We start from the raw sequence: 19,163 nt of genomic DNA, 5'->3' as shown, positions 1-19,163 counted from the left end.
TCTTAGAACGAGGCTACAGACGTGTCGGACGCCCACGCACTATGGGAACTCAACCGCGCATCGGGCGTGGCAATGTGCTGGGCGTCGCGGTCAAATATTGAAAATATACGTGGCACTCCTATGCAATTGCGGAATAGGAACGATCGGCGTTTTCTTGAGGCCGTTTCCTGCGTTGGCCATAAGATAAGAAAACTTATTTTAATAGACCCGATTTTGCGCATGTTGCGGCTACGTAATGCCTGCGACGAACTGCTCAAGCACAACGATCCGTCCCAGAAGCGAGTCCAGCTCCTTGTGCTCCAGACCACGCAATAGGGTTCGGACCGATTTGCCATCTCCTGAAATTTCCTCTCTTTAGTAACTTACAGGCGTTAACAAAATGATTCTTTCAGCTTTCGCCAGCAGATGATGCAGCAGGCGATTTTCATGAAGGCTTCGTGGATAAATGCGAGGCGTTCGAAGCGGATGCGAAGTCGTCGAAAGTTGTGAAGCCATGAGATGGTGCGCTCGACAACCCAGCGTGTTTTACCGAGTTCGCTGCCGTGAGGCTTGCCGCGTCCGGCGATTTCAGTGGTGATGCCGGCAGCGTGTAGCGGACGGCGGTATTTGTCGTGATCGTAGCCCCGGTTGCCCTGAACGATGCGGGGCTTCGAAAGTGGCCGGCCTCGCTTGCCAGCGATAGGCGGGATCGCGTCGACCAGCGCGTTAAGCTGCGTGACATCGTGACGGTTAGCGCCGGTGAGAATTACCGCGAGCGGGATGCCCTGCGCTTCAGTAATGAGGTGGTGCTTTGAACTTGGTCGCGCGCGGTCGGTGGGATTCGGTCCCGTTTTTGACCTGCACCTACCGCGCGGATCGAAGAGGAGTCGACAACGACGCGGGACCAGTCAATCCGGTCGGCGTCGCGAAGCTTCGCGAGCAGGACTTCATGCAGCCGGTCCCAGACGCCGGCGGCCTGCCAGGCTCGCAGACGGCGCCAGAAACTCATGCCGCTGCCGCAGCCCATCTCACGTGGCAGCAGGTCCCAGCGCAGGCCGGTCTGCAGAATGAACAGGATGCCCGTGAGCAGCGCACGATCATCGAGTGGCTTGCGCCCCGGATAACGGCTTCGCCTTGGTTTTGCCGGGGGCAGCAACGGTTCGATGAATGCCCAAAGTTCGTCGTCGAGTATGGGTTTAGCCATGTCCTTTTCGTCGTCGAAACAATGAAAAGGTTAGCAGGATTCATCGAGAGTAAACAGCCCCTTTGTTCATTTTGTTAAGGGTTCTTAGTGGACGAAGCGTGTCGCGTGCAGATCAGTTCGCCATGCCACGACACCGTGGCTGACAAGTCCTCGCACGTCCATCATGGAGCAGGTGATCCCCGACTTCTCGGTGATCAACCGGCACGAACACAACACGCCGGCGCTCCTGTCGTAGCGACAATCGTCGACCCGTCTACCGGCGGTTCTTCGATACCGTTGAAATCGACGGCGAGTTCTACAGGGATGGGACTTCATGGCGAATTCTGCGTTTGACCCTCTCGTCGATTCGCCAAGCGGTAGCTTGGGCGTGCGCATCGATCCATTGTTTCGCAATCCGCAGCCGCAGAAATTTCAAGTCAGATCGTCGACTGCATCAATGAGGTGAGCTTTCGCGGATCCTGGGTACCGGCGGTGCCGCAGATCGAATTGATCGTAAGCGGTCCATCTTTAGCGTCTGGCAGTGATCGCCAGGAGCGAGGAGCATAGGCGTCCACCTATTCGAGGTGGACACCTATGGCTGACAAAGACTCAGAGTTAAGAGTCGTACGACAGAGCCGTGATGGCCGGCGTCGCTACGACGAGCAAGGTAAGCGCACGCTGGTCGAGGCCGCGCTGCAACCCGGCGTTTCCGTCGCGCGCATGGCTCAGGAACACGGGATCAATGCCAATCTGCTACGTAAATGGATCACAAAATACCTGCTGGAGCGGGAGAAAGGCATCTCGCCTGCACCACAGGAGCCTGTGCTGAGCATCACGAGACGGCGCCTGCGGCAGCAGTGATCGATGGCGTGGCCATCGACCTTCTGGGTCCGTGCAAGGCCGCATCACCCACGAAAACGTCATCTGCATTCGTCCCCGTCGTTTCGGTGCCGCCGGCGTTGCTCCCCGAAGGAAGCGCCTTGGCGAGAGCGCCTATGCCCTCATCGCCGTCCATGGCGCTTGCGCTGCACGTGCGTCTGCCGAACGGCGTCGAGTTTGATATCGCGGACGCGACCATCGACGAACTGGCCACCGTGGTCCAGATGCTTGGGAGAATGCCGTGTTCCGGTTCGACGCGAATCTGAAGGTGTACCTGCACCGCGATGCCGTCGATTTCCGGTACGGCATGAACAGCCTGTCGATTCTCGTTGAGCAGTCGATGCGCCTGAACCCGATGGACTCCTCGCTTTACGTGTTTGGAAACCGTCGCCGCGACCGGGTCAAGATCCTCGGCTGGGATGGCAGCGGCTTCTGGCTCCTGACGAAACGCCTCGAGACCGATAGGTTCATATGGCCCGACCGGAAAGCCGAGATCGTGACGATGACGCCTGATCTGTTACATGCGCTGCTTGAGGGCGATGACATCAGCACGATCCAGCGACATCCGTAGCGCGAGTATCTGCGCGTGAGCTGAACGCGTCATCGGGGTGCCGGTCTAATCCGCATGCCGGGCCAGGTCACGATCACCGCCGACGAACTGAAAGAGCTGCTCGCTGAGCGCGATGCCGCCCGTGCGTTGCGCGAAGAACAGGAGGCGCTACGCGGCGCCCTGCGGCTCGTGACAGCGGAACGCGATCTGGCCGAGGAACGGCTGCGTGCTTACCGTCGTGAACTGTTCGGCGCGAAAAGTGAAGCACGGGATTCCAATCAACCCGGGCTGTTCAACGAAGCCGAAGCACTTGGCGCGAACAGCGCGCCCGCCCTGGAAGACACTCCGGAAACGACGGTTGCCGCGCACACGCGCAAGCGGCGTGGTCACCGCAAACCGCTCGATCCCAAGCTGCCGCGTGAGGTCGTGCGCCACGAACTGCCTGAAGCCGAACGCTTCTGTACGAACGACGGCCACGCGCTCGTCGAGATCGGCGTTGAGATCAGCGAGCAGCTCGATGTAATTCCGGAGCAGCTTCGCGTGCTCCAGCACCGGCGCGTCAAATATGCGTGTCCATGCTGCGATCTCGGCATCAAGGTCACGCCAGCGCCGCCGCGTATCATCCCGCGTGGGCTGCTGAGTGAATCAGCGCTTGCGTGGATCGCCACCGGCAAGTATCAGTTCGGGATGCCACTGTACCGTCAGGCCGGACTGCTACGTCGTTTCGGCGGTGACATCTCGTCCAACACGATCGCCGCAAGCATGGTACGCGTCGGTCTGGCGACCCAGCCGGTGATCAACCTGATGCGTGATGCGCTGCTCGACGCGGATCTGGTCTACTGCGACGAGACGACATTCCAGGTCCTGAAGGAGAAGGGGCGAAAGCCTCAAACGAAGAGCTACCTCTGGTCGCAGATGACCGATTCAGGACATCCGGTCCGCTGCTTCACGTACATGCCGGGACGCGGCGCTCACTGGCCGACAAACTGTTCACGGGCATCCGCAAGGGCGCGGTCCTGATGACCGATGGCTATGAGCCCTATAACAGCATCGCCGACCGATACCAGCTCGTGCATCTTGGATGCTGGGTTCACTGCCGACGCTACTTCGTCAAGGCAGAAGACAATGTGCCCAAGGCAGCGCGCTCGCCCGACCTGCTGGCCACACGCTTCATCAAGCTGATCGGAAGGTTGTTCGTCGCCGAGGCACGCAGCGCGAAATGGGAAGCCAACCGGCGACAGCGATTGCGACGGCGATACAGTGCACGAGTGCTCGACGCCATCCGCAGTCTCATGCTCAAGCAATCCCCCGGCGTCGTGCCCCACAGCCTGCTCGGAAAGGCGCTAACTTATCTGCGCGAGCAATGGCCCAAGCTGATCCTCTACGTTGAGAACGGCAACTGGCCCATATCGAACAACGACTGTGAGAATTCGATCCGCCCGTTTGTAATTGGGCGCCGCGGCTGGCTGTTCTCGGACACGGTTGATGGCGCGACTGCGAGCGCCAATCTTTACTCTCTGGTCGAAACCTGCAAAGCCTCTCGAATCGACCCGTACCGCTACCTCCACTGGCTGTTCAGGCACATCCCTCTGGCGACCAGTGTCGACGACTACGACGCGCTTATGCCCTGGAAAATGCCTGCTTCCCTGCACTGAGCACACGCCACGCCTCTCGGCGATTCATGGCCCTCAACTCCACTCGCAGAGGGACGTCGATAATAGATCGCTTACAATCAAGTCGCGATTGCATACGCTCTCCTCGCTAGAGCGTGTTAGGAACTTTGAAGTACTGGCACGGCGTGGACAAGCATGAGCATTGCGAAGACGACGAAATGAAGCCCAGCGAGAGTTTCGGGAAGCCGTTCATAGTCACGTGCGAGACGCCGGAAACGGTTGAGCCAGCCAAAGCTGCGCTCGACCACCCACCGGCGGGGGAGCAGAACGAAACCCTTTTTCGTTTCTTCGAGTTTGATCACCTGAAGGTCAATGCCCTCGTCGAATGCAGCCTGCGCTGGCTCCTTGCCCGTGTATCCCTGATCGGCAAATGCCACCTTGACCGTTCGTCCCGTTACCTGCTGGACCTGCCGCGCAAGCTCCGCTACCTGTGCGCGCTCCTGTTCATTGGCGGGGGTCACGTGCACCGCCAGCAACTGTCCCAACGTGTCCACTGCAATATGTACCTTGCTACCGCGCTTCCGCTTATAACCGTCATAGCCCGCACGCGGGCCGCTCTCGCAGGTCGACTGTATCGTGCGGCCATCGAGGATGACCGCGCTGGGCTGTCCCCGACGGCCCTGTGCCACGCGTATCACCGAGCGCAGGTCGCTCACCATGCTCTCAAAGCAGCCAGCCTGCAGCCAGCGTTGAGTCTGCTGATACACCAGCTCCCACGGCGGGAAATCATTGGGCAGCATCCTCCACGGCGCGCCGGCACGAGCCATCCAGCGCAATGCATCAAACATGTCGCGCAGTTCGTATTTGCGCTGGGGCGCGTCAACGTCCATCAGCGTCAGATACGGCGCCGCAAAACTCCATTCCTCATCCGACACATCTGTCGGATACCCTTTGCGGTCGGTTCTTTTCATCCCGCCAGGATACCAGGTCTCAGTCGAAGTTCCTAACACGCTCTAACTACGATGCTTGGCTCGTGCTGCCTGTCGCCAAGTACAGAAAACCATGTCATGCCCTTTCCGATGCCGACGCCAAGTGTCTTCAACACCGCATCCTTTGCCGTCCATACGTCATAAAACGCGCCGGTTCGCCTGTCGGCAAAGCGGTCACTTGTGCCTCGTCGCACGGCGCAAATACCGCTGATGCGAACTTCCTCCAGTTGATGTCTTTGCGAGCAAATTCGATATCGAGACCAACCCTCCGTCGCCGGCCAATTGCGATCAGAGCATACTGCTCCGAATGCGAAACGTTAAAGTCGAGTCGCCCACCGGACCCGCCTTGCATCGACAATCGAGACGGGGCCGTCCGCCGATGTCTCGCTCGAAACGCAATTCACTGGCCTCCAAATCTGTTCGTTCCGCGAGCAACTGACGCAGCACGACGCGCGTCACCGCACACGCAGCGCATCGTCGCGGCGTCGGAAGCGCGCGACCTTCGCACCCTCATCGTCCGAAAGCGGAGCGAATGCGGGACTATCGAGCATGACGCGAAAATCGAAGCTGACGCAAAATATTTCAATATCTGCTGCGGAGGCACTCGGTGGAGCGAGCTCGTGCACATTGAAAGCCGACGTTGCAGGGACTATCATCAATTCACTCCGTTAGTGACGGTAACAGGCAGTTCCTGTGCGATTATGCTGCGCGAGGAACAGAGGTGCTCAAGCCCGAGCCGACTGCTCCGAATGGATGTTACTGACCAGTTCATCGAATAGTGCATCGTTTTTCAGGTGGAAAAATAGACATGCTTTTCCTGAAACAGGTTGTGGATCAAGTGCGTTCGTCTGGCGCAAGTCGGCCGATGAAATTCTGTCGAGTCGTGAACGGTTTTGCGCACGGGTCCAAACGATACCGCGATGAACGCCATGAACATGACACATCAGCGATTGACGACGCCGTCCTCGCGCTCCTCTATTTGACATTGCACGACCACAGCCGGCATTGTCACCCATTGCTCGAGGGGATGTAACGATGTGGATTGACCCTGATCTTTTCGCTGCAGCACCGGAATCCAAGGTGCGCGCACTCGGGGCCACCGATGCGTCTATGCGGATGCGTTCGTGCAGATGCTGCTGGAACTCAAGCAGGTCTTTCTTCTGCCGCTGCGCGCACTACAAGGCTTCGCCCAGAGTCTGTGCAAACTTGCTTTCACGAGCCTGCCCGTGCCGAACTACACGACGTTGAGGCACACAGACGCTGACGGTCGCGCTACCGGCACAACGCCCAAAGACTCCTTGTACCTTGTGCTCGACAGTACCGGACCAAGCTCTATGGCGAAGGCGAGTGGAAGGTGCGCAAGCATGGCTGGTCCAAGCGTCGCACTTGGCGATGGACCCGAACACCGGACAGATCTGCGCTGCACTGATGAATCGTCCCCGGGTTTCCGGGAGACCGTTTTGTTTGAGTCAAGCCGCCTTGGCGACGTTCTGAAACTGCCGATAGTAAGCTTGCTCGGCTTCCGCCGGCGGGATGTCGCCGATCGGGCCGAACAGCCTACGATCGTCGAACCAGTCGACCCATTCAAGCGTTGCCAGGTCGATAGCTTGATGCCTGCGCCACGGGCCGCGCCGATGAATCAGCTCTGCTTTATACAGCCCGTTGATTGTCTCGGCCAGTGTGTTGTCGTACGAATCGCCAACCGTGCCGACTGACGATTCGACGCCGGTTTCGGCCAGACGCTCCGTGTAGTGGATCGAAACGTATTTGGGGGGGGGTGGCCCGGTCACCGCAAGCGCGTTGGCCGCGAAAATGGGCGACGCAAAACAGTACGGATGCCAGTCGCGATTTTGCGGCATCGGTTGGGCTCGTTCCGCGGCAATACAGTACGGGCGGCAAGACCAATTTTCTCAGGATCAGCCGGCGGGGCAACAAAAATGTCAGGCGCCTGCTCGTCCTGCCCGCCCGAGCTTACATGCGAGGCCTGGAGAAACGAACCGGCCGCCTAGCGGACTGAGTTCGCGCAATTCTCGCGCAACGGCATTCAAACGTGGTGGCGTGTGCACCGGCCAACAAGCTGGCCCGAACCGCCTGGGCAGTTGTTGCGCGCCAAACCACATTCGACGCCGGCTTCACCCGTCCGGCCTGAACGAGCACGGCCTCGTCTTTATTGATCACACTCACCCAACTGGTTTTGCGACGACTGAAAATTGATGACGTGAACGGCATACCTGCCTGACGAGGAACCTCCGTGCCAAACAGGCTTTCGAAGCCGACCCACTGTTAAGGATCGTCAGGCGCGAATCTCATCGTGGCGCGGGGAGCGATCCCCAAAACGACGCCGAATAGATTTGGGCAAGCCAACTCGCCATCGAAAATCAGGGTTGCAAAGATGGGGGGACCCAGATTTGGCACATCCATGCCGCTGGGTGGGGGGCGGCCATTCCATTAACGCCCATTTGCATCGTCGGCAAAAGAGAGCCTCACGTGATCCGGAAACTGTTCAAGGAAAAGCACGTTCGGTATGCCGCGTAGCCAACTATGCACTATTTGATGCACTCGTCAGTAAGTTCGCCGCTTTAGTCGGCCCTCGTCGCGGCAATCCGTGGTGTTGCACATCCAACATTGTCGGATATGCAACACAGTAAATCCCACAAACGATATTTGCCGGAAGATCCCGCAAGCGTTTTGGAGGGTAGGTCCCCATCAGTCATCCCGATCAGCAATGTGTTGGGAGATATCTCTCAGGTGTGTCGTGGCGTTGGCTCAACTATTGCATCTGCTGTCGCGGGGAAATTGAAGCTGGAGGTAACGAAGCGTGAACACCACACCAAAGCCTCACGAACCACAGACAAGATCTGCAAAAAATGATAGTCGACATTCTATTGCGGCGTCCACTCAAGGTGCCGCGCTACGCGTTATTAGTCCGTCCTGAACAATTCGTTTTGCCGAGCACCGTAGTTACGGGGATTGAAGCCGAGCAAGTCGGTGGTTGAACAAGGCGGTCAGAATGAAGGCGCAAAGAAGCCGCAGCTTCCTGAGGATCATCCGTAGATTGTGTCCTGCGCCGCACATCACCGCGTGCATCGCGTCGCCGAGCGCACCCTTGAGCCAGTTGCGATCGAGTTTTCCGTCTGTCTTCATGTGACCGATTGCTGGCTCGATTGCGCTGCGCCGTCTGATCATCGCGCGTAGTCCGCGTGTAATGCCCCGCCGCAAGCCCGGGTGGTAGATCTTCACACCATCGACGGCGACACCCTTGTAGCCACGGTCGACGATGGCGACCTCCGGCGTGGCGTCGCACAGGATTGCCGCCTGCTCCAGCGCTTCAGCCAGGGTGTGCCCGTCGTACGGATTGCCTGGCATCGAGCGCATGCCAACCACCAGTCCTTCCTTGTGGGTCGTCGCGATCGAAACTTTCACCCCGAACTCGTACGGCTTGCGCGCCTTGCCCTTGGCCAGGCACTCGACTTCCGGTGCATGCAGCGCATAAAGCTTGTTCTTGTCCTTCGGCTTCTGCGCCAGAATGCGTCTCGTGCGGGCGATCAGTTCCGTTAATTCAGCGCAGCCTAGGTCGGCCACCTGGTTGACCTGCCGCTCCACATCGCGCATCACCCGTCCAACGCGCGAGCGCAGCGTGCGCAGCGCTTTCCTCATGCGTTTGTACTGTTTCGCGTGAGCGTAGCGGCCAATCTGCAGCGCCAGATGCGGCGCCTCGCGGTTGTAGTTCTGCCTCAGTTTCAGACCGTGCCGTGCCGCGGCTTTCACCAGATGTTCGCGACACCGTTCGAGCAGGCGCGAATCGGTTGGGTGGGCGATCGCCTTCTCCATGACGGTCGTATCAACAATCACGCGCTTGACGCTCGAAGCCTTGATCACGCCAGCGCGTTTTGCTGCTTCGATCGTTTCGGCCAGCAACTCTTCAACGCCGGCTTCGCCCATTCGCTTGCGCCAACGCGTCAGGCTCGATGGGTCGATCGGAGGTTCGGTCTGCAAGTAGGTCTCGCCGGTGAACACCTGCCAGTACGGGTTCTCTACCCATTGCCAGACGACCTCTTCGTCGGACAGGTCGAACGCGTGCTGCAAATACAGCAACCCGGCGATCAGCCTCGGCGATGTCGCCGGTCGTCCCTTGCGCGATACAAAGCTTTCGCTCATTGATGCGCCCAGTCGCTCCCAGTTGATCAGGTCGGCCAAACGTATCAACGGATGCTTCAGGTTGATCTGTTCGCGCAGCGGCTGGCGGAAAAAATCTCCCTCCGTCACAGGCGTCTTCGGACCCATTCGCACCTCGTCGAAAAATGCAGGATTCTCACGTTAATGTGCCAGGATCCTGCAAATCTCACAACACCAATTCGGCCTCAAAGCTCTGCCACGCAAGGCTCTCTGAATTCATCAGGCTCGACTTATTAACGAACCGGCGCTCTGGATCATCAGTTCCATTCCGTTCCCTGAGCAGGAAGTTTTTTCCTGCGTTGCTGTGCAATCCGACGAACGATGTATCTCACAAAGAAAGATATCAAGGGCTCTGCACAGAATGAAGCTGTGCGGCGAAGTGAGCAGCATGGAGGACCGACATCAACGCGACGGTCAGGACGACCAGCAGAGTTCGTCGCACCTCCTAACCCATGATGTGACTGTTGAATACTTCTGAACTTATGCTACAGGAGCGTCGAGTGCCGAAGCATACTTCAATTCTTCGGGCGCTTTACCGTGGTTTTAACATTGCAGCATACAGTTCGAAACCTGTATCAAGTGAATTTCTTGCTACGACTTATTGCATATTTCCCTTCTTCACCTGACATCGCATGCTCGAGCTCAGGTCGTGATTGTGATTGAGGACGGTTACTTTAACGATGAACAGATCACGCACTGGGTCTCCCACGATTCCTCGCTTGTTTCCGATGATCCGAAAGCCTTCATCACGAGCGCGATACTGTTTTTTTGCCAGTGAGCGCTGCGTGGCCGTTTCTGAAGCGTGCCAGGAACTCGCTCTCAGAGGATCGGGAAGAACTGCGGGGCTGGCGCGATATAGCGCCGTTACGCGACGCGAGCGAGTAGTGACGTGCCTGCGCCAGCCGCATCTTTCGCGGTTATAGGTACGGATTCTAATGGTAACCAGTGCTCTTGGCCGTTGCATTGGTGGCCGCATGAAAATGCGGTTCAATTTAGCAGAGCAAGTGACACGCTCAAGTGAATAGATATCAAAATATTGAATACGTACAGAATGCGAAGAAGATGTGATTTTCGATATCTTAAGATAGCGAGTTAGCCTGTTATCCAACCCAAACGCAATGAACCTTTCGGCGATCATTCCACGGATACTTGCGCGGTCGCCCGCCCGAAAGAGCTGTTTTTAGTATAGGGGCGGGTAATTCAAACACTTAGGCGAGTGAATGAGGTTTAAATGAAAACACTATTGGCAGTAGACTACTTCGTCGAGCCTGATCAATTCGGAGAGCCTTGCGTGGCAGAGCTTTGAGGCCGAATTGGTGTTGTGAGATTTGCAGGATCCTGGCACATTAACGTGAGAATCCTGCATTTTTCGACGAGGTGCGAATGGGTCCGAAGACGCCTGTGACGGAGGGAGATTTTTTCCGCCAGCCGCTGCGCGAACAGATCAACCTGAAGCATCCGTTGATACGTTTGGCCGACCTGATCAACTGGGAGCGACTGGGCGCATCAATGAGCGAAAGCTTTGTATCGCGCAAGGGACGACCGGCGACATCGCCGAGGCTGATCGCCGGGTTGCTGTATTTGCAGCACGCGTTCGACCTGTCCGACGAAGAGGTCGTCTGGCAATGGGTAGAGAACCCGTACTGGCAGGTGTTCACCGGCGAGACCTACTTGCAGACCGAACCTCCGATCGACCCATCGAGCCTGACGCGTTGGCGCAAGCGAATGGGCGAAGCCGGCGTTGAAGAGTTGCTGGCCGAAACGATCGAAGCAGCAAAACGCGCTGGCGTGATCAAGGCTTCGAGCGTCAAGCGCGTGATTGTTGATACGACCGTCATGGAGAAGGCGATCGCCCACCCAACCGATTCGCGCCTGCTCGAACGGTGTCGCGAACATCTGGTGAAAGCCGCGGCACGGCACGGTCTGAAACTGAGGCAGAACTACAACCGCGAGGCGCCGCATCTGGCGCTGCAGATTGGCCGCTACGCTCACGCGAAACAGTACAAACGCATGAGGAAAGCGCTGCGCACGCTGCGCTCGCGCGTTGGACGGGTGATGCGCGATGTGGAGCGGCAGGTCAACCAGGTGGCCGACCTAGGCTGCGCTGAATTAACGGAACTGATCGCCCGCACGAGACGCATTCTGGCGCAGAAGCCGAAGGACAAGAACAAGCTTTATGCGCTGCATGCACCGGAAGTCGAGTGCCTGGCCAAGGGCAAGGCGCGCAAGCCGTACGAGTTCGGGGTGAAAGTTTCGATCGCGACGACCCACAAGGAAGGACTGGTGGTTGGCATGCGCTCGATGCCAGGCAATCCGTACGACGGGCACACCCTGGCTGAAGCGCTGGAGCAGGCGGCAATCCTGTGCGACGCCACGCCGGAGGTCGCCATCGTCGACCGTGGCTACAAGGGTGTCGCCGTCGATGGTGTGAAGATCTACCACCCGGGCTTGCGGCGGGGCATTACACGCGGACTACGCGCGATGATCAGACGGCGCAGCGCAATCGAGCCAGCAATCGGTCACATGAAGACAGACGGAAAACTCGATCGCAACTGGCTCAAGGGTGCGCTCGGCGACGCGATGCACGCGGTGATGTGCGGCGCAGGACACAATCTACGGATGATCCTCAGGAAGCTGCGGCTTCTTTGCGCCTTCATTCTGACCGCCTTGTTCAACCACCGACTTGCTCGGCTTCAATCCCCGTAACTACGGTGCTCGGCAAAACGAATTGTTCAGGACGGACTACTTCTGTGATGCGGCACGGCGTTATCCGCAACATATAGCAGCGAGGCATGGCAGCGAGTCGGTAACGTATCGGGAGCTTGATGAGCAGTCCAGCCGCATCGCAATGGCGCTGACCGAGCGCTGTGGCCGCGAGGCGCCCGTCATCGGCGTGTTGATGGAGCGAGGAATTGATTTATTGGCTGCGATGCTTGCCGTTTTTAAGATTCGCGGTACCTATATGCCGCTTGATCGCCAGTATCCAGCGGAACGTTTGGATTACATGCTGGAGAAGAGTAAATGCTGCCTGCTGCTGACCGCCCGTAACTGCTTCGAACAGGCGGCATATTTGCAGACAACCAGACCGGAACTAGTGCTTCTTGATATTGAGAAAGCGCAAGAATCGAGCGCAGCCTTTGCCGGGCCCAGAGGCAAAGGTAGTGATCTTGCCTACGTCATTTTTACTTCGGGTACCACCGGTCACCCAAAGGGCGTAATGATTGAACAGCGGAGCTTGATCAATCACTTGCACGCTAAAGTACACGATCTGGAGATCAGTAAAACTGACCAGGTGGCGCAGACCGCATCGCACTGTTTTGACATTTCTCTGTGGCAGTTTATGGCGGCGCTGCAAGTGGGGGCGTGCACGCAGATCATTAATAGAGACGTCGTATGCGATCCGTCGAGGCTGCTGCTTGAGTTGCGCAAATGCCAAGTATCAGTCATTCAATTTGTGCCGTCGCTACTACGCTCGTTTGTGGCCGAAGTCGAATTGATCGATGCACGCGCGCTGCCGGCGCTGCGCAGGATTTCCACCGTCGGGGAGGCATTGCCGCCCGACGTATGCCGACGTTGGCTGGCGATGTACCCGTCTATTCCCATCCTCAACCATTATGGGACCAACTGAATGTGCCGACGGTGTCACGCATGCACTGATCTCTAACTCTCCGGCGGAAGGTCAGGCATTTATGCCAATCGGGAAACCGATAGACAATCTGGAAATCTATGTGGTCAGGCCAGATGCTGCGGCGCTGACGCTTGTTGCGTCAGGTGACGTAGGCGAACTTTGTGTAGCCGGCGTTGGCGTTGCACGTGGTTACATTAACGACGACGCGCGTACCGAGCAGGCTTTTGTGGCTAACCCTTTCAGCGATAAGCGCGGATATGATCGATTATACAAGACTGGTGATCTCGTGAGGCTGCGTCAGGATGGCTTGCTGGAGTGTCTCGGAAGAGCAGATCGCCAGGTCAAGCTGCGTGGCTACCGTATTGAGCTTAACGAAGTGGAAGGTTTGTTGGGGTTACATGCTGCCGTCGAGGCCGCGGCCGTAGTGGTGCATTATCCCGCTGACAATCGGGTGAAACTGACGGCAAGGGAAACACTGACTAGTCCAGGGGAAGCGGAAAGACTTCCGCGCCTCGTGGCTTTCGTCAAGCTTCGAGAGGAGGTTACACGGAGCGCTTTACGCGAACACATGTCGTGTCAGTTGCCTGACTACATGCTGCCCGATCTTTTCTTCGAGCTGGCGAAATTACCATTAAACGCCAATGGCAAACTTGATTACAAGCAATTGCCTTCCCCAGAAAATTTGCGTCCTTTGTCCGATGTGAAATATCTGGAGCCTGCTGACGGTCTTCAGGTTCGGTTGTGCAGGCTCTTAGCCGAGATACTGCATCTAGACCGGCTGGGGCGAAACGACAACTTTTTGCTGATGGGCGGTGACTCGCTGCGCGCCATGCTTGCGATCAACCGTATTCAGCGCGAATTCGCCTGCGAAATTTCAGTGGTTGACCTGTACCATTGCACAATAGATGAGTTGACCGAACTCCTGGCCGAGAAAGAGGATGGGCATGAGTCCCTCCCCGCCATTGTCGTCAGTCGCCGTGATGAGGGCGGAGAGGCTCCGGCCAGCCACATTCAAAAACACTTATGGTTTTTGTGGAAGCTTGATCCAACAGCATCCAACTATACCTTGCAAACGGCGCTCGAATGCTGCGGAGAGCTTGATCGAGATCGCTTTAGTCGGGCTTGGGATGCGGTGGTGCAGTACTTCGACACACTGCGCATCCGATTCGTCGAAAAGAGCGGCAATCCATATTTGACCTTCGATTCACCGCCGAAGGGTCGTTTGCGCTTTATAGACCTTTGCGGCGACCATCCTGCCCCTAGGTTGGCTGAACTGAAGGCGAGCGAGTTTCAACCGGCCTTTGATCTCGCCGCAGGCACACTGTATCGCGCACTACTAGTACGAGAGTGCTCCGACCGGCATGTTGTCATCTTTACCACGCATGAAATCATTATGGACGCGTGGTCGCTTTCGGTAATGGTGCGCAAACTGCGTGAATTTTACCAGGCGGGAGTCAGTTCAGAGGACGGTCTCAAAGCCGAAATTTCGTTCGCAGATTTCGCGAAATGGGAGTCCGAGCAGTTTCGATCGGACTGCTGGGCGCGACAGCGCTCGTACTGGGCACAACAGCTGTCGGGTGAGTTGCCGGTGCTGACCCTGCCTTCCGATAAGCCTCGTCCGAGGCGGATGCGTTACACCGGGAAGTCACACGCCATACAAATTCCGGCTCTCGCGGCGTCCAGACTTCGCGAACTCGCTGCGGACAATCGCACCACGCTTTTCAGCGTGTTACTGACGACTTTTTACGCTTTATTGAGAGAGTACAGCGGACAGGACGATATCATCGTTGGCACTCCGAATGTAGTGCGCGAACAGTCAGGTACGGAACACCTGCTGGGGTTCTTCCTAAACATGTTGCCGCTAAGGGCGAAGATGGATCCTGATAAGTCATTCATCGAACATCTGGCCACGACGCAGCAAACTGTCACCGGTGCTGCCTTCAACGCGGCATATCCATTCAGTCGGATGTTGGAAACAGTTGACGTGGTACGTGGAAGCAATTTTTCCCCCGTATTCCAGGCTATGTTCAACATGTATTCGGAAAAGGCAGAGCTGATTTCTGAGGGGGAGCACGATGTGTCAATTGTCGCACGCGAATTGGAAAACGGTTATACCAAGTACGATCTCACTCTTTATTGTCAGGAAGAGGGGGACGGCATATATCTGCAGATGTCCTATTGCACTGAACTGTTCTCCGACGAGCTCGTTTCCAGAATGCTGCTCAACCTGCAGAAAATTATTCAGGTGATCATTGCGGCGCCGGCGGCGCCGCTTGCAGAGCTGGATCTGCGGCACCCAGCTGAAAAGGCTTTTCTTAAGCGTTACAACGGGGGACGGCTGGCTTATACAGGCGCTAGTACACTACGCGAAATGTTCGAAGCGCGTGCCAAAATGTCGCCAGTGGATACTGCTTATTTCTGGGAGCACGGTCGCATTTCGTACGCGGAGTTGGATACTGCGGCCAACCGTTTTGCTAACAGACTCGCAGCCTCCGGTGTTGGTGCCGGCGACAGGGTGCTGCTTGGCATTGACCGCGGCATTAACGCGTTGATCGTTATTCTAGCTGCGATCAAGCTACACGCAACCTACTCGGTGATCGGGGCAAATTATCCGATAAGTCGCATAGTTGAGATTGCTAAAGATGTCGCTCCCAAGGCCTTCGTTGCCACGCCGTTGCAGCGGGAAGCATTTCGTGACAGAGGGCTAGTTTTACTGCCGTCGGAGGAAGTTGCATGCGGCAATGAGGAAACAGATGCCGCCCCTTCCCCATCTTGTTCGCATGAAGTGCTGCAGATCGTCTACACATCTGGTTCTACGGGAAAACCGAAGGGCGTTGTGGTTCCCGCTACAGCATGCCTAAATCGTTTGCAATGGATGTGGGGGCAATTCCCCTTCCAGGCAGGCGATGCCTGCGTAGTGCAGAAGTCGGCGGCGCTGGTTGCCAGTCAATGGGAAATCTTCGGGCCACTCTTACAAGGCGTTCCTAGTTTGCTGCTGAGTCAGCAAGAACTGCAAGATCCATCCCTGCTGCTATTGCAGCTAGATCGTTACCGGGTAACGCATCTGCTGTGCTCGCCACCGTTGATCACCGGCATTTTGACGGCACAATTGACAGACGGACGGTCGGTTTCAGATTTGCGGCTGGTCACCTCAAGCGCTGAGGCGTTGCCACCGGAGTTGGCTCGGCGCTTTCTCGAGGCTTTCCCGCAGGCCCGTTTGTTCAACTTTTACGGCTCCTCCGAGTGTAGCTCGAACGCCGCTTGGGGAGAGGTGTGCGAAGTGGGCGCTGATGAACGGACTGTCCCGATCGGTAAGCCGGTGGCCAATGTCGGCATAGCCGTCGTAGATGACAAGTTGCGGCCGGTGGTTCAAGGTGCGGTGGGGGAGATCCTGGTGACGGGTGACTGCCTGGCGAATGGCTATCACGACAGCAGGGAGTTGACAGCCGAGCGATTTGTTGCTAATTCGGTGCCAGAGCTACAGCCTTTCGGAACTGTGGCTTATCGCACTGGCGATTTGGGGCGTCACCGCGACGACGGCCGCCTGGAGTTCCTCGGAAGGCGTGACAACCAAATCAAGATCCATGGCTTGCGCGTTGAACTGGATGAGATTTCTCACGTCTTGGGAAAATGTCCTGGGGTCGAGGAGGCCGCGGTGCATTTGCACCGCGCCGCGGATGGCGAGCCGCTGTTGACTGCCTACGTGGTGGGCACGGAGGCGAAGCTGCCGTCAACAGAGGATGGGTTCAGACAAATGCTCCGTCATTCGCTGTTGCCCCATACTATTCCCCGTTCATTTGTTCGCTTGCGGGCTTTGCCTAAGCTGCCGGGCGGTAAACTGGACCGTTCCCGCTTGCCGTTTCCACGGCAAACCGCGGTGGGCGTATTCGCGCCGCTGGTCACCACGACTGAGCATGCACTGGCCGCGGTTTGGCAGGAAGTGCTTGGTATGTCGACGATTGGTGCGGACGCGCATTTCTTCTCACTGGGTGGTACCTCTATGCTGAGCGTGCGCTGTGTGGCGCGGGCGGCCAGGATGGACATCCGCTTTTCTGTCAGCGAGTTGTACGATTATCCAGTGTTACGCGAACTGGCTGGGCTGATCGATGCCCGCTCCGGCGAGCTGGTGCACCACGATGGCGAAATCGACGGTGGAGTGGAAGTAACGCCTACGATACGCTTCATGAATCGGCGCATGGGTTTAGACGAGCATTTCAACATGTGCGCGATCTGGCAGGACGATAGCTGCCGTTTGGATCCGGCGATATTGGAGTCCGCTATCGTTAGGTTGGCGAAAGACTACCCACTGTTGCGCACCAGGATCTCTCGAGATGACGCTGATCTACGCTTCCATACCGGAGTCGGAGCGTTGCATCTGGAGCGAGTTGCATTGGGCTCGTACTCAGAGCTCGGGGATTGCACGCGAGATGTATCTGGTATCGCTGAGAAAGCGCAATATGCATTCCGGTTCGATGGTCGTACCTGGATGTCGCGTTTCCAATTGATGGAGGCGGAGGTCGGTGGGCGGCCGCACAGTTGGATTTTTATCATAATTCATCATTTCCTGGTCGACGGCTATGGGTTCCGGCTGCTGCTGGACGAAGTAGAACGCTACTATCTGGCGATAGAGCATGGCCAAACACCGGCTCCCGCATTCAGTGGCCGCGCGCAGTTGAATCGATGGGTGAAGGCGCTGCGCGAACATGTGAGCGGTTCGTTGGACAGCAACATTGCTTATTGGCGAAGCCGGCCATGGGAACTGCTGCGTGAGGATGGTGCAACAGTCCTCGAGGTTGAGCCAGTCGATAGTGGCGCTGATTCCAGCCGGCGCTTGTTCGAGATGCTCCATACTGGGCAGATGCACAGTGATGCTGCTTTCGAGGCCTTGTGCGCGCACAAGGGGATTCGCTATCTGGATCTGGATGCGGAATCGACAAAGATTCTGCTCGATCTGCATCCGGACCGGCACGGCTTTGACGCATTCGACGTCATCCTGTGCGCCTTGGCGGAGGTGGCAGGAAGGGGCAACCAGCGACGAGGGCTGTTTCTGGACAGCATGGACATGCTGCGCACGCCTATCCTGCCGGGTCAGGATCTGTCGACAGTTATGGGCTTTACCGCGGAACTTGTCCCGCTGGCCATCATTTGTGAGGGGCGACTCAGTGTGGCGGAACGTCTGAAAGCGGTGCGTCGTCAGCGCAATTCGGCACGGATCCATGGCATTGGGCTACGGGCGGCTGCGTATCTGCTGCCGGATGATCAGGCGAAGGCAGTGGTGGATTTCGACTGGCCGCGTGTTGTCGTCAACTATCGCGCTGTGTTAGATAATCTTCGTACGCGCATGCTGCTCGGCCTTGCTCAACCGACGATCTGGACGGGTGATGGGATGGGGCCCAACCGCCATCACACGTTGCGGTTATATATCGATAATGTGGACGGTAAACTTCGTATCCAGATGCATTGTGCGTTGCCTTGCTTTTCCGCAGAGGAGGCGAATATGCTGGGACGTCAGTTGCTGCATTGTCTCGCGGCTTATGCCGGATGGCTCAGGGACAATCAGGAAGATGTGGACGCAACAAGCGTGAAGGACGGGACCACAGTATGAACACGCCAGCAGTTGCGGCATCACGGATGCAGTCAATGGCCCACGATCGACTGTTGCCACTGATCCTGCGGCTGGCTCTTCCGTCCGTCATTGGCGTCACTGTCAGTGCCGCTTATCAGTTGCTCAACGCCTATTTCGTGGGGCGGCTCGGAACAGCAGCACTCGCGGCGATGGCATTGTCGTTCCCATTTGCAATGTGCATCACGGCAATAGGCCAGATCTTCGGTGCAGGGGCCGCCTCGTTGATTGCTCGAAGCCTGGGACGTGCCGACGATCACTCTGCCAACGATTATGCATCGCACGCGTTATGGTCTGCGATGGTAATTGCTGGCATAACGGCTATCGCGGGCTGGCAGTTGGCTCCAACTTTGCTGACATAGCTAGGCGCTGGACCATCGATTTTGCCACTGGCGGAGGCTTATCTTCATTGGCTGCTGTTGGGCTATGTGGCAGTGGTATTCAATATGGTCTGTGGTTTCATCGTGAGAGCGGATGGCAATACCGTGCTCAGCATGACGACCCAAGTTTCATCCTTCGCAATAAACGCGGCACTCGACCCGG

The 19,163-nt window shown here is 57.2% G+C and carries 10 protein-coding genes and 5 pseudogenes; 10 read left to right on the top strand and 5 right to left on the bottom strand.

Annotated features, from left to right (window positions below; genetic code table 11):
• Positions 1–371: 371 nt before the first annotated feature.
• Positions 372–1,183 (bottom strand): IS5 family transposase gene (locus QFZ91_RS27805; RefSeq protein WP_429569064.1). Its coding sequence is split into 2 segments (ribosomal slippage): positions 372–835 and positions 835–1,183, totalling 813 coding nucleotides; the frame shifts between segments, so codons are not numbered across the junction.
• Positions 1,184–1,756: 573 nt separating this feature from the next.
• Here QFZ91_RS27805 and QFZ91_RS27800 point away from each other — a divergent pair.
• The 4 genes and pseudogenes from QFZ91_RS27800 (at position 1,757) to tnpC (ending at position 4,246) form a co-directional block, all read left to right on the top strand.
• A complete protein-coding gene (locus QFZ91_RS27800; RefSeq protein WP_429569063.1) occupies positions 1,757–2,023 on the top strand; it encodes a transposase in 267 nt (88 codons plus the stop codon).
• A 134-nt stretch (positions 2,024–2,157) separates the two neighbouring features.
• On the top strand, positions 2,158–2,307 hold the full coding sequence (locus QFZ91_RS27795) for a hypothetical protein (RefSeq protein WP_429569049.1): 150 nt from the start codon (positions 2,158–2,160) through the stop codon (positions 2,305–2,307).
• Positions 2,283–2,612, top strand: a complete 330-nt coding sequence (gene tnpB, locus QFZ91_RS27790) for an IS66 family insertion sequence element accessory protein TnpB (protein ID WP_429569062.1) — start codon at positions 2,283–2,285, stop codon at positions 2,610–2,612. The genes QFZ91_RS27795 and tnpB overlap by 25 nt, the downstream gene beginning before the upstream one ends.
• Positions 2,613–2,666: 54 nt before the next feature.
• Positions 2,667–4,246 (top strand): annotated as a pseudogene (gene tnpC, locus QFZ91_RS27785) (IS66 family transposase).
• Positions 4,247–4,362: 116 nt separating this feature from the next.
• Here the strand turns inward: tnpC and QFZ91_RS27780 are convergent.
• Positions 4,363–5,175: an IS5 family transposase gene (locus QFZ91_RS27780; RefSeq protein ID WP_368718999.1), complete on the bottom strand. Its 813-nt coding sequence runs from the start codon at positions 5,173–5,175 to the stop codon at positions 4,363–4,365.
• A 32-nt stretch (positions 5,176–5,207) separates the two neighbouring features.
• Entirely contained in the window at positions 5,208–5,387 is a 180-nt protein-coding gene (locus QFZ91_RS27775) for a 4'-phosphopantetheinyl transferase family protein (protein WP_429569061.1), read from the bottom strand.
• An 820-nt stretch (positions 5,388–6,207) separates the two neighbouring features.
• Here QFZ91_RS27775 and QFZ91_RS27770 point away from each other — a divergent pair.
• A pseudogene (locus QFZ91_RS27770) lies at positions 6,208–6,639 on the top strand (transposase); the annotation flags it as partial.
• Between the two features lie 23 nt (positions 6,640–6,662).
• Here the strand turns inward: QFZ91_RS27770 and QFZ91_RS27765 are convergent.
• Positions 6,663–6,962, bottom strand: a pseudogene (locus QFZ91_RS27765) (integrase core domain-containing protein); the annotation flags it as partial.
• Positions 6,963–6,966: 4 nt separating this feature from the next.
• Here QFZ91_RS27765 and QFZ91_RS27760 point away from each other — a divergent pair.
• Positions 6,967–7,342 (top strand): annotated as a pseudogene (locus tag QFZ91_RS27760) (transposase); the annotation flags it as partial.
• Positions 7,343–8,154: 812 nt separating this feature from the next.
• On the opposite strand, the gene QFZ91_RS27755 reads toward QFZ91_RS27760, so the two are convergent.
• Complete coding sequence (locus tag QFZ91_RS27755) at positions 8,155–9,477, bottom strand: IS5 family transposase (RefSeq protein ID WP_429522490.1); 1,323 nt, start codon at positions 9,475–9,477, stop codon at positions 8,155–8,157.
• 1,275 nt (positions 9,478–10,752) lie between these two features.
• Between QFZ91_RS27755 and QFZ91_RS27750 the strand changes: the two genes are divergently transcribed.
• From QFZ91_RS27750 to QFZ91_RS27735, 4 genes and pseudogenes are all read left to right on the top strand, one after another.
• Positions 10,753–12,075 carry an IS5 family transposase gene (locus tag QFZ91_RS27750; RefSeq protein WP_429522490.1) on the top strand — a complete coding sequence of 441 codons (1,323 nt, stop codon included), beginning with the start codon at positions 10,753–10,755 and terminating at the stop codon, positions 12,073–12,075.
• Complete coding sequence (locus QFZ91_RS27745; protein ID WP_429569060.1) at positions 12,053–12,997, top strand: AMP-binding protein; 945 nt, start codon at positions 12,053–12,055, stop codon at positions 12,995–12,997. The genes QFZ91_RS27750 and QFZ91_RS27745 overlap by 23 nt, the downstream gene beginning before the upstream one ends.
• A gap of 61 nt (positions 12,998–13,058) precedes the next feature.
• The gene (locus QFZ91_RS27740) at positions 13,059–18,602 is read left to right on the top strand and encodes an amino acid adenylation domain-containing protein (RefSeq protein ID WP_429569059.1); all 5,544 of its coding nucleotides are present in this window, start codon (positions 13,059–13,061) and stop codon (positions 18,600–18,602) included.
• A pseudogene (locus QFZ91_RS27735) lies at positions 18,539–19,153 on the top strand (MATE family efflux transporter); the annotation flags it as partial. The gene QFZ91_RS27740 and the pseudogene QFZ91_RS27735, both read left to right, overlap by 64 nt.
• Between the last annotated feature and the right edge of the window lie 10 nt (positions 19,154–19,163).

The organism is Paraburkholderia sp. JPY419, assembly GCF_050435705.1.
Classification (GTDB): Bacteria; Pseudomonadota; Gammaproteobacteria; order Burkholderiales; family Burkholderiaceae; genus Paraburkholderia; species Paraburkholderia youngii.
This window is presented reverse-complemented; position numbering and strand designations above follow the sequence as displayed.

Excerpts from the sequence above, each read along its gene's own strand:
- QFZ91_RS27800 (WP_429569063.1), top strand. The coding sequence starts at position 1,757 with ATGGCTGACAAAGACTCAGAGTTAAGAGTCGTACGACAGAGCCGTGAT.
- QFZ91_RS27795 (WP_429569049.1), top strand. The coding sequence starts at position 2,158 with ATGCCCTCATCGCCGTCCATGGCGCTTGCGCTGCACGTGCGTCTGCCG.
- QFZ91_RS27780 (WP_368718999.1), bottom strand. The coding sequence starts at position 5,175 with ATGAAAAGAACCGACCGCAAAGGGTATCCGACAGATGTGTCGGATGAG.
- QFZ91_RS27755 (WP_429522490.1), bottom strand. The coding sequence starts at position 9,477 with ATGGGTCCGAAGACGCCTGTGACGGAGGGAGATTTTTTCCGCCAGCCG.
- QFZ91_RS27750 (WP_429522490.1), top strand. The coding sequence starts at position 10,753 with ATGGGTCCGAAGACGCCTGTGACGGAGGGAGATTTTTTCCGCCAGCCG.
- QFZ91_RS27740 (WP_429569059.1), top strand. The coding sequence starts at position 13,059 with ATGCCAATCGGGAAACCGATAGACAATCTGGAAATCTATGTGGTCAGG.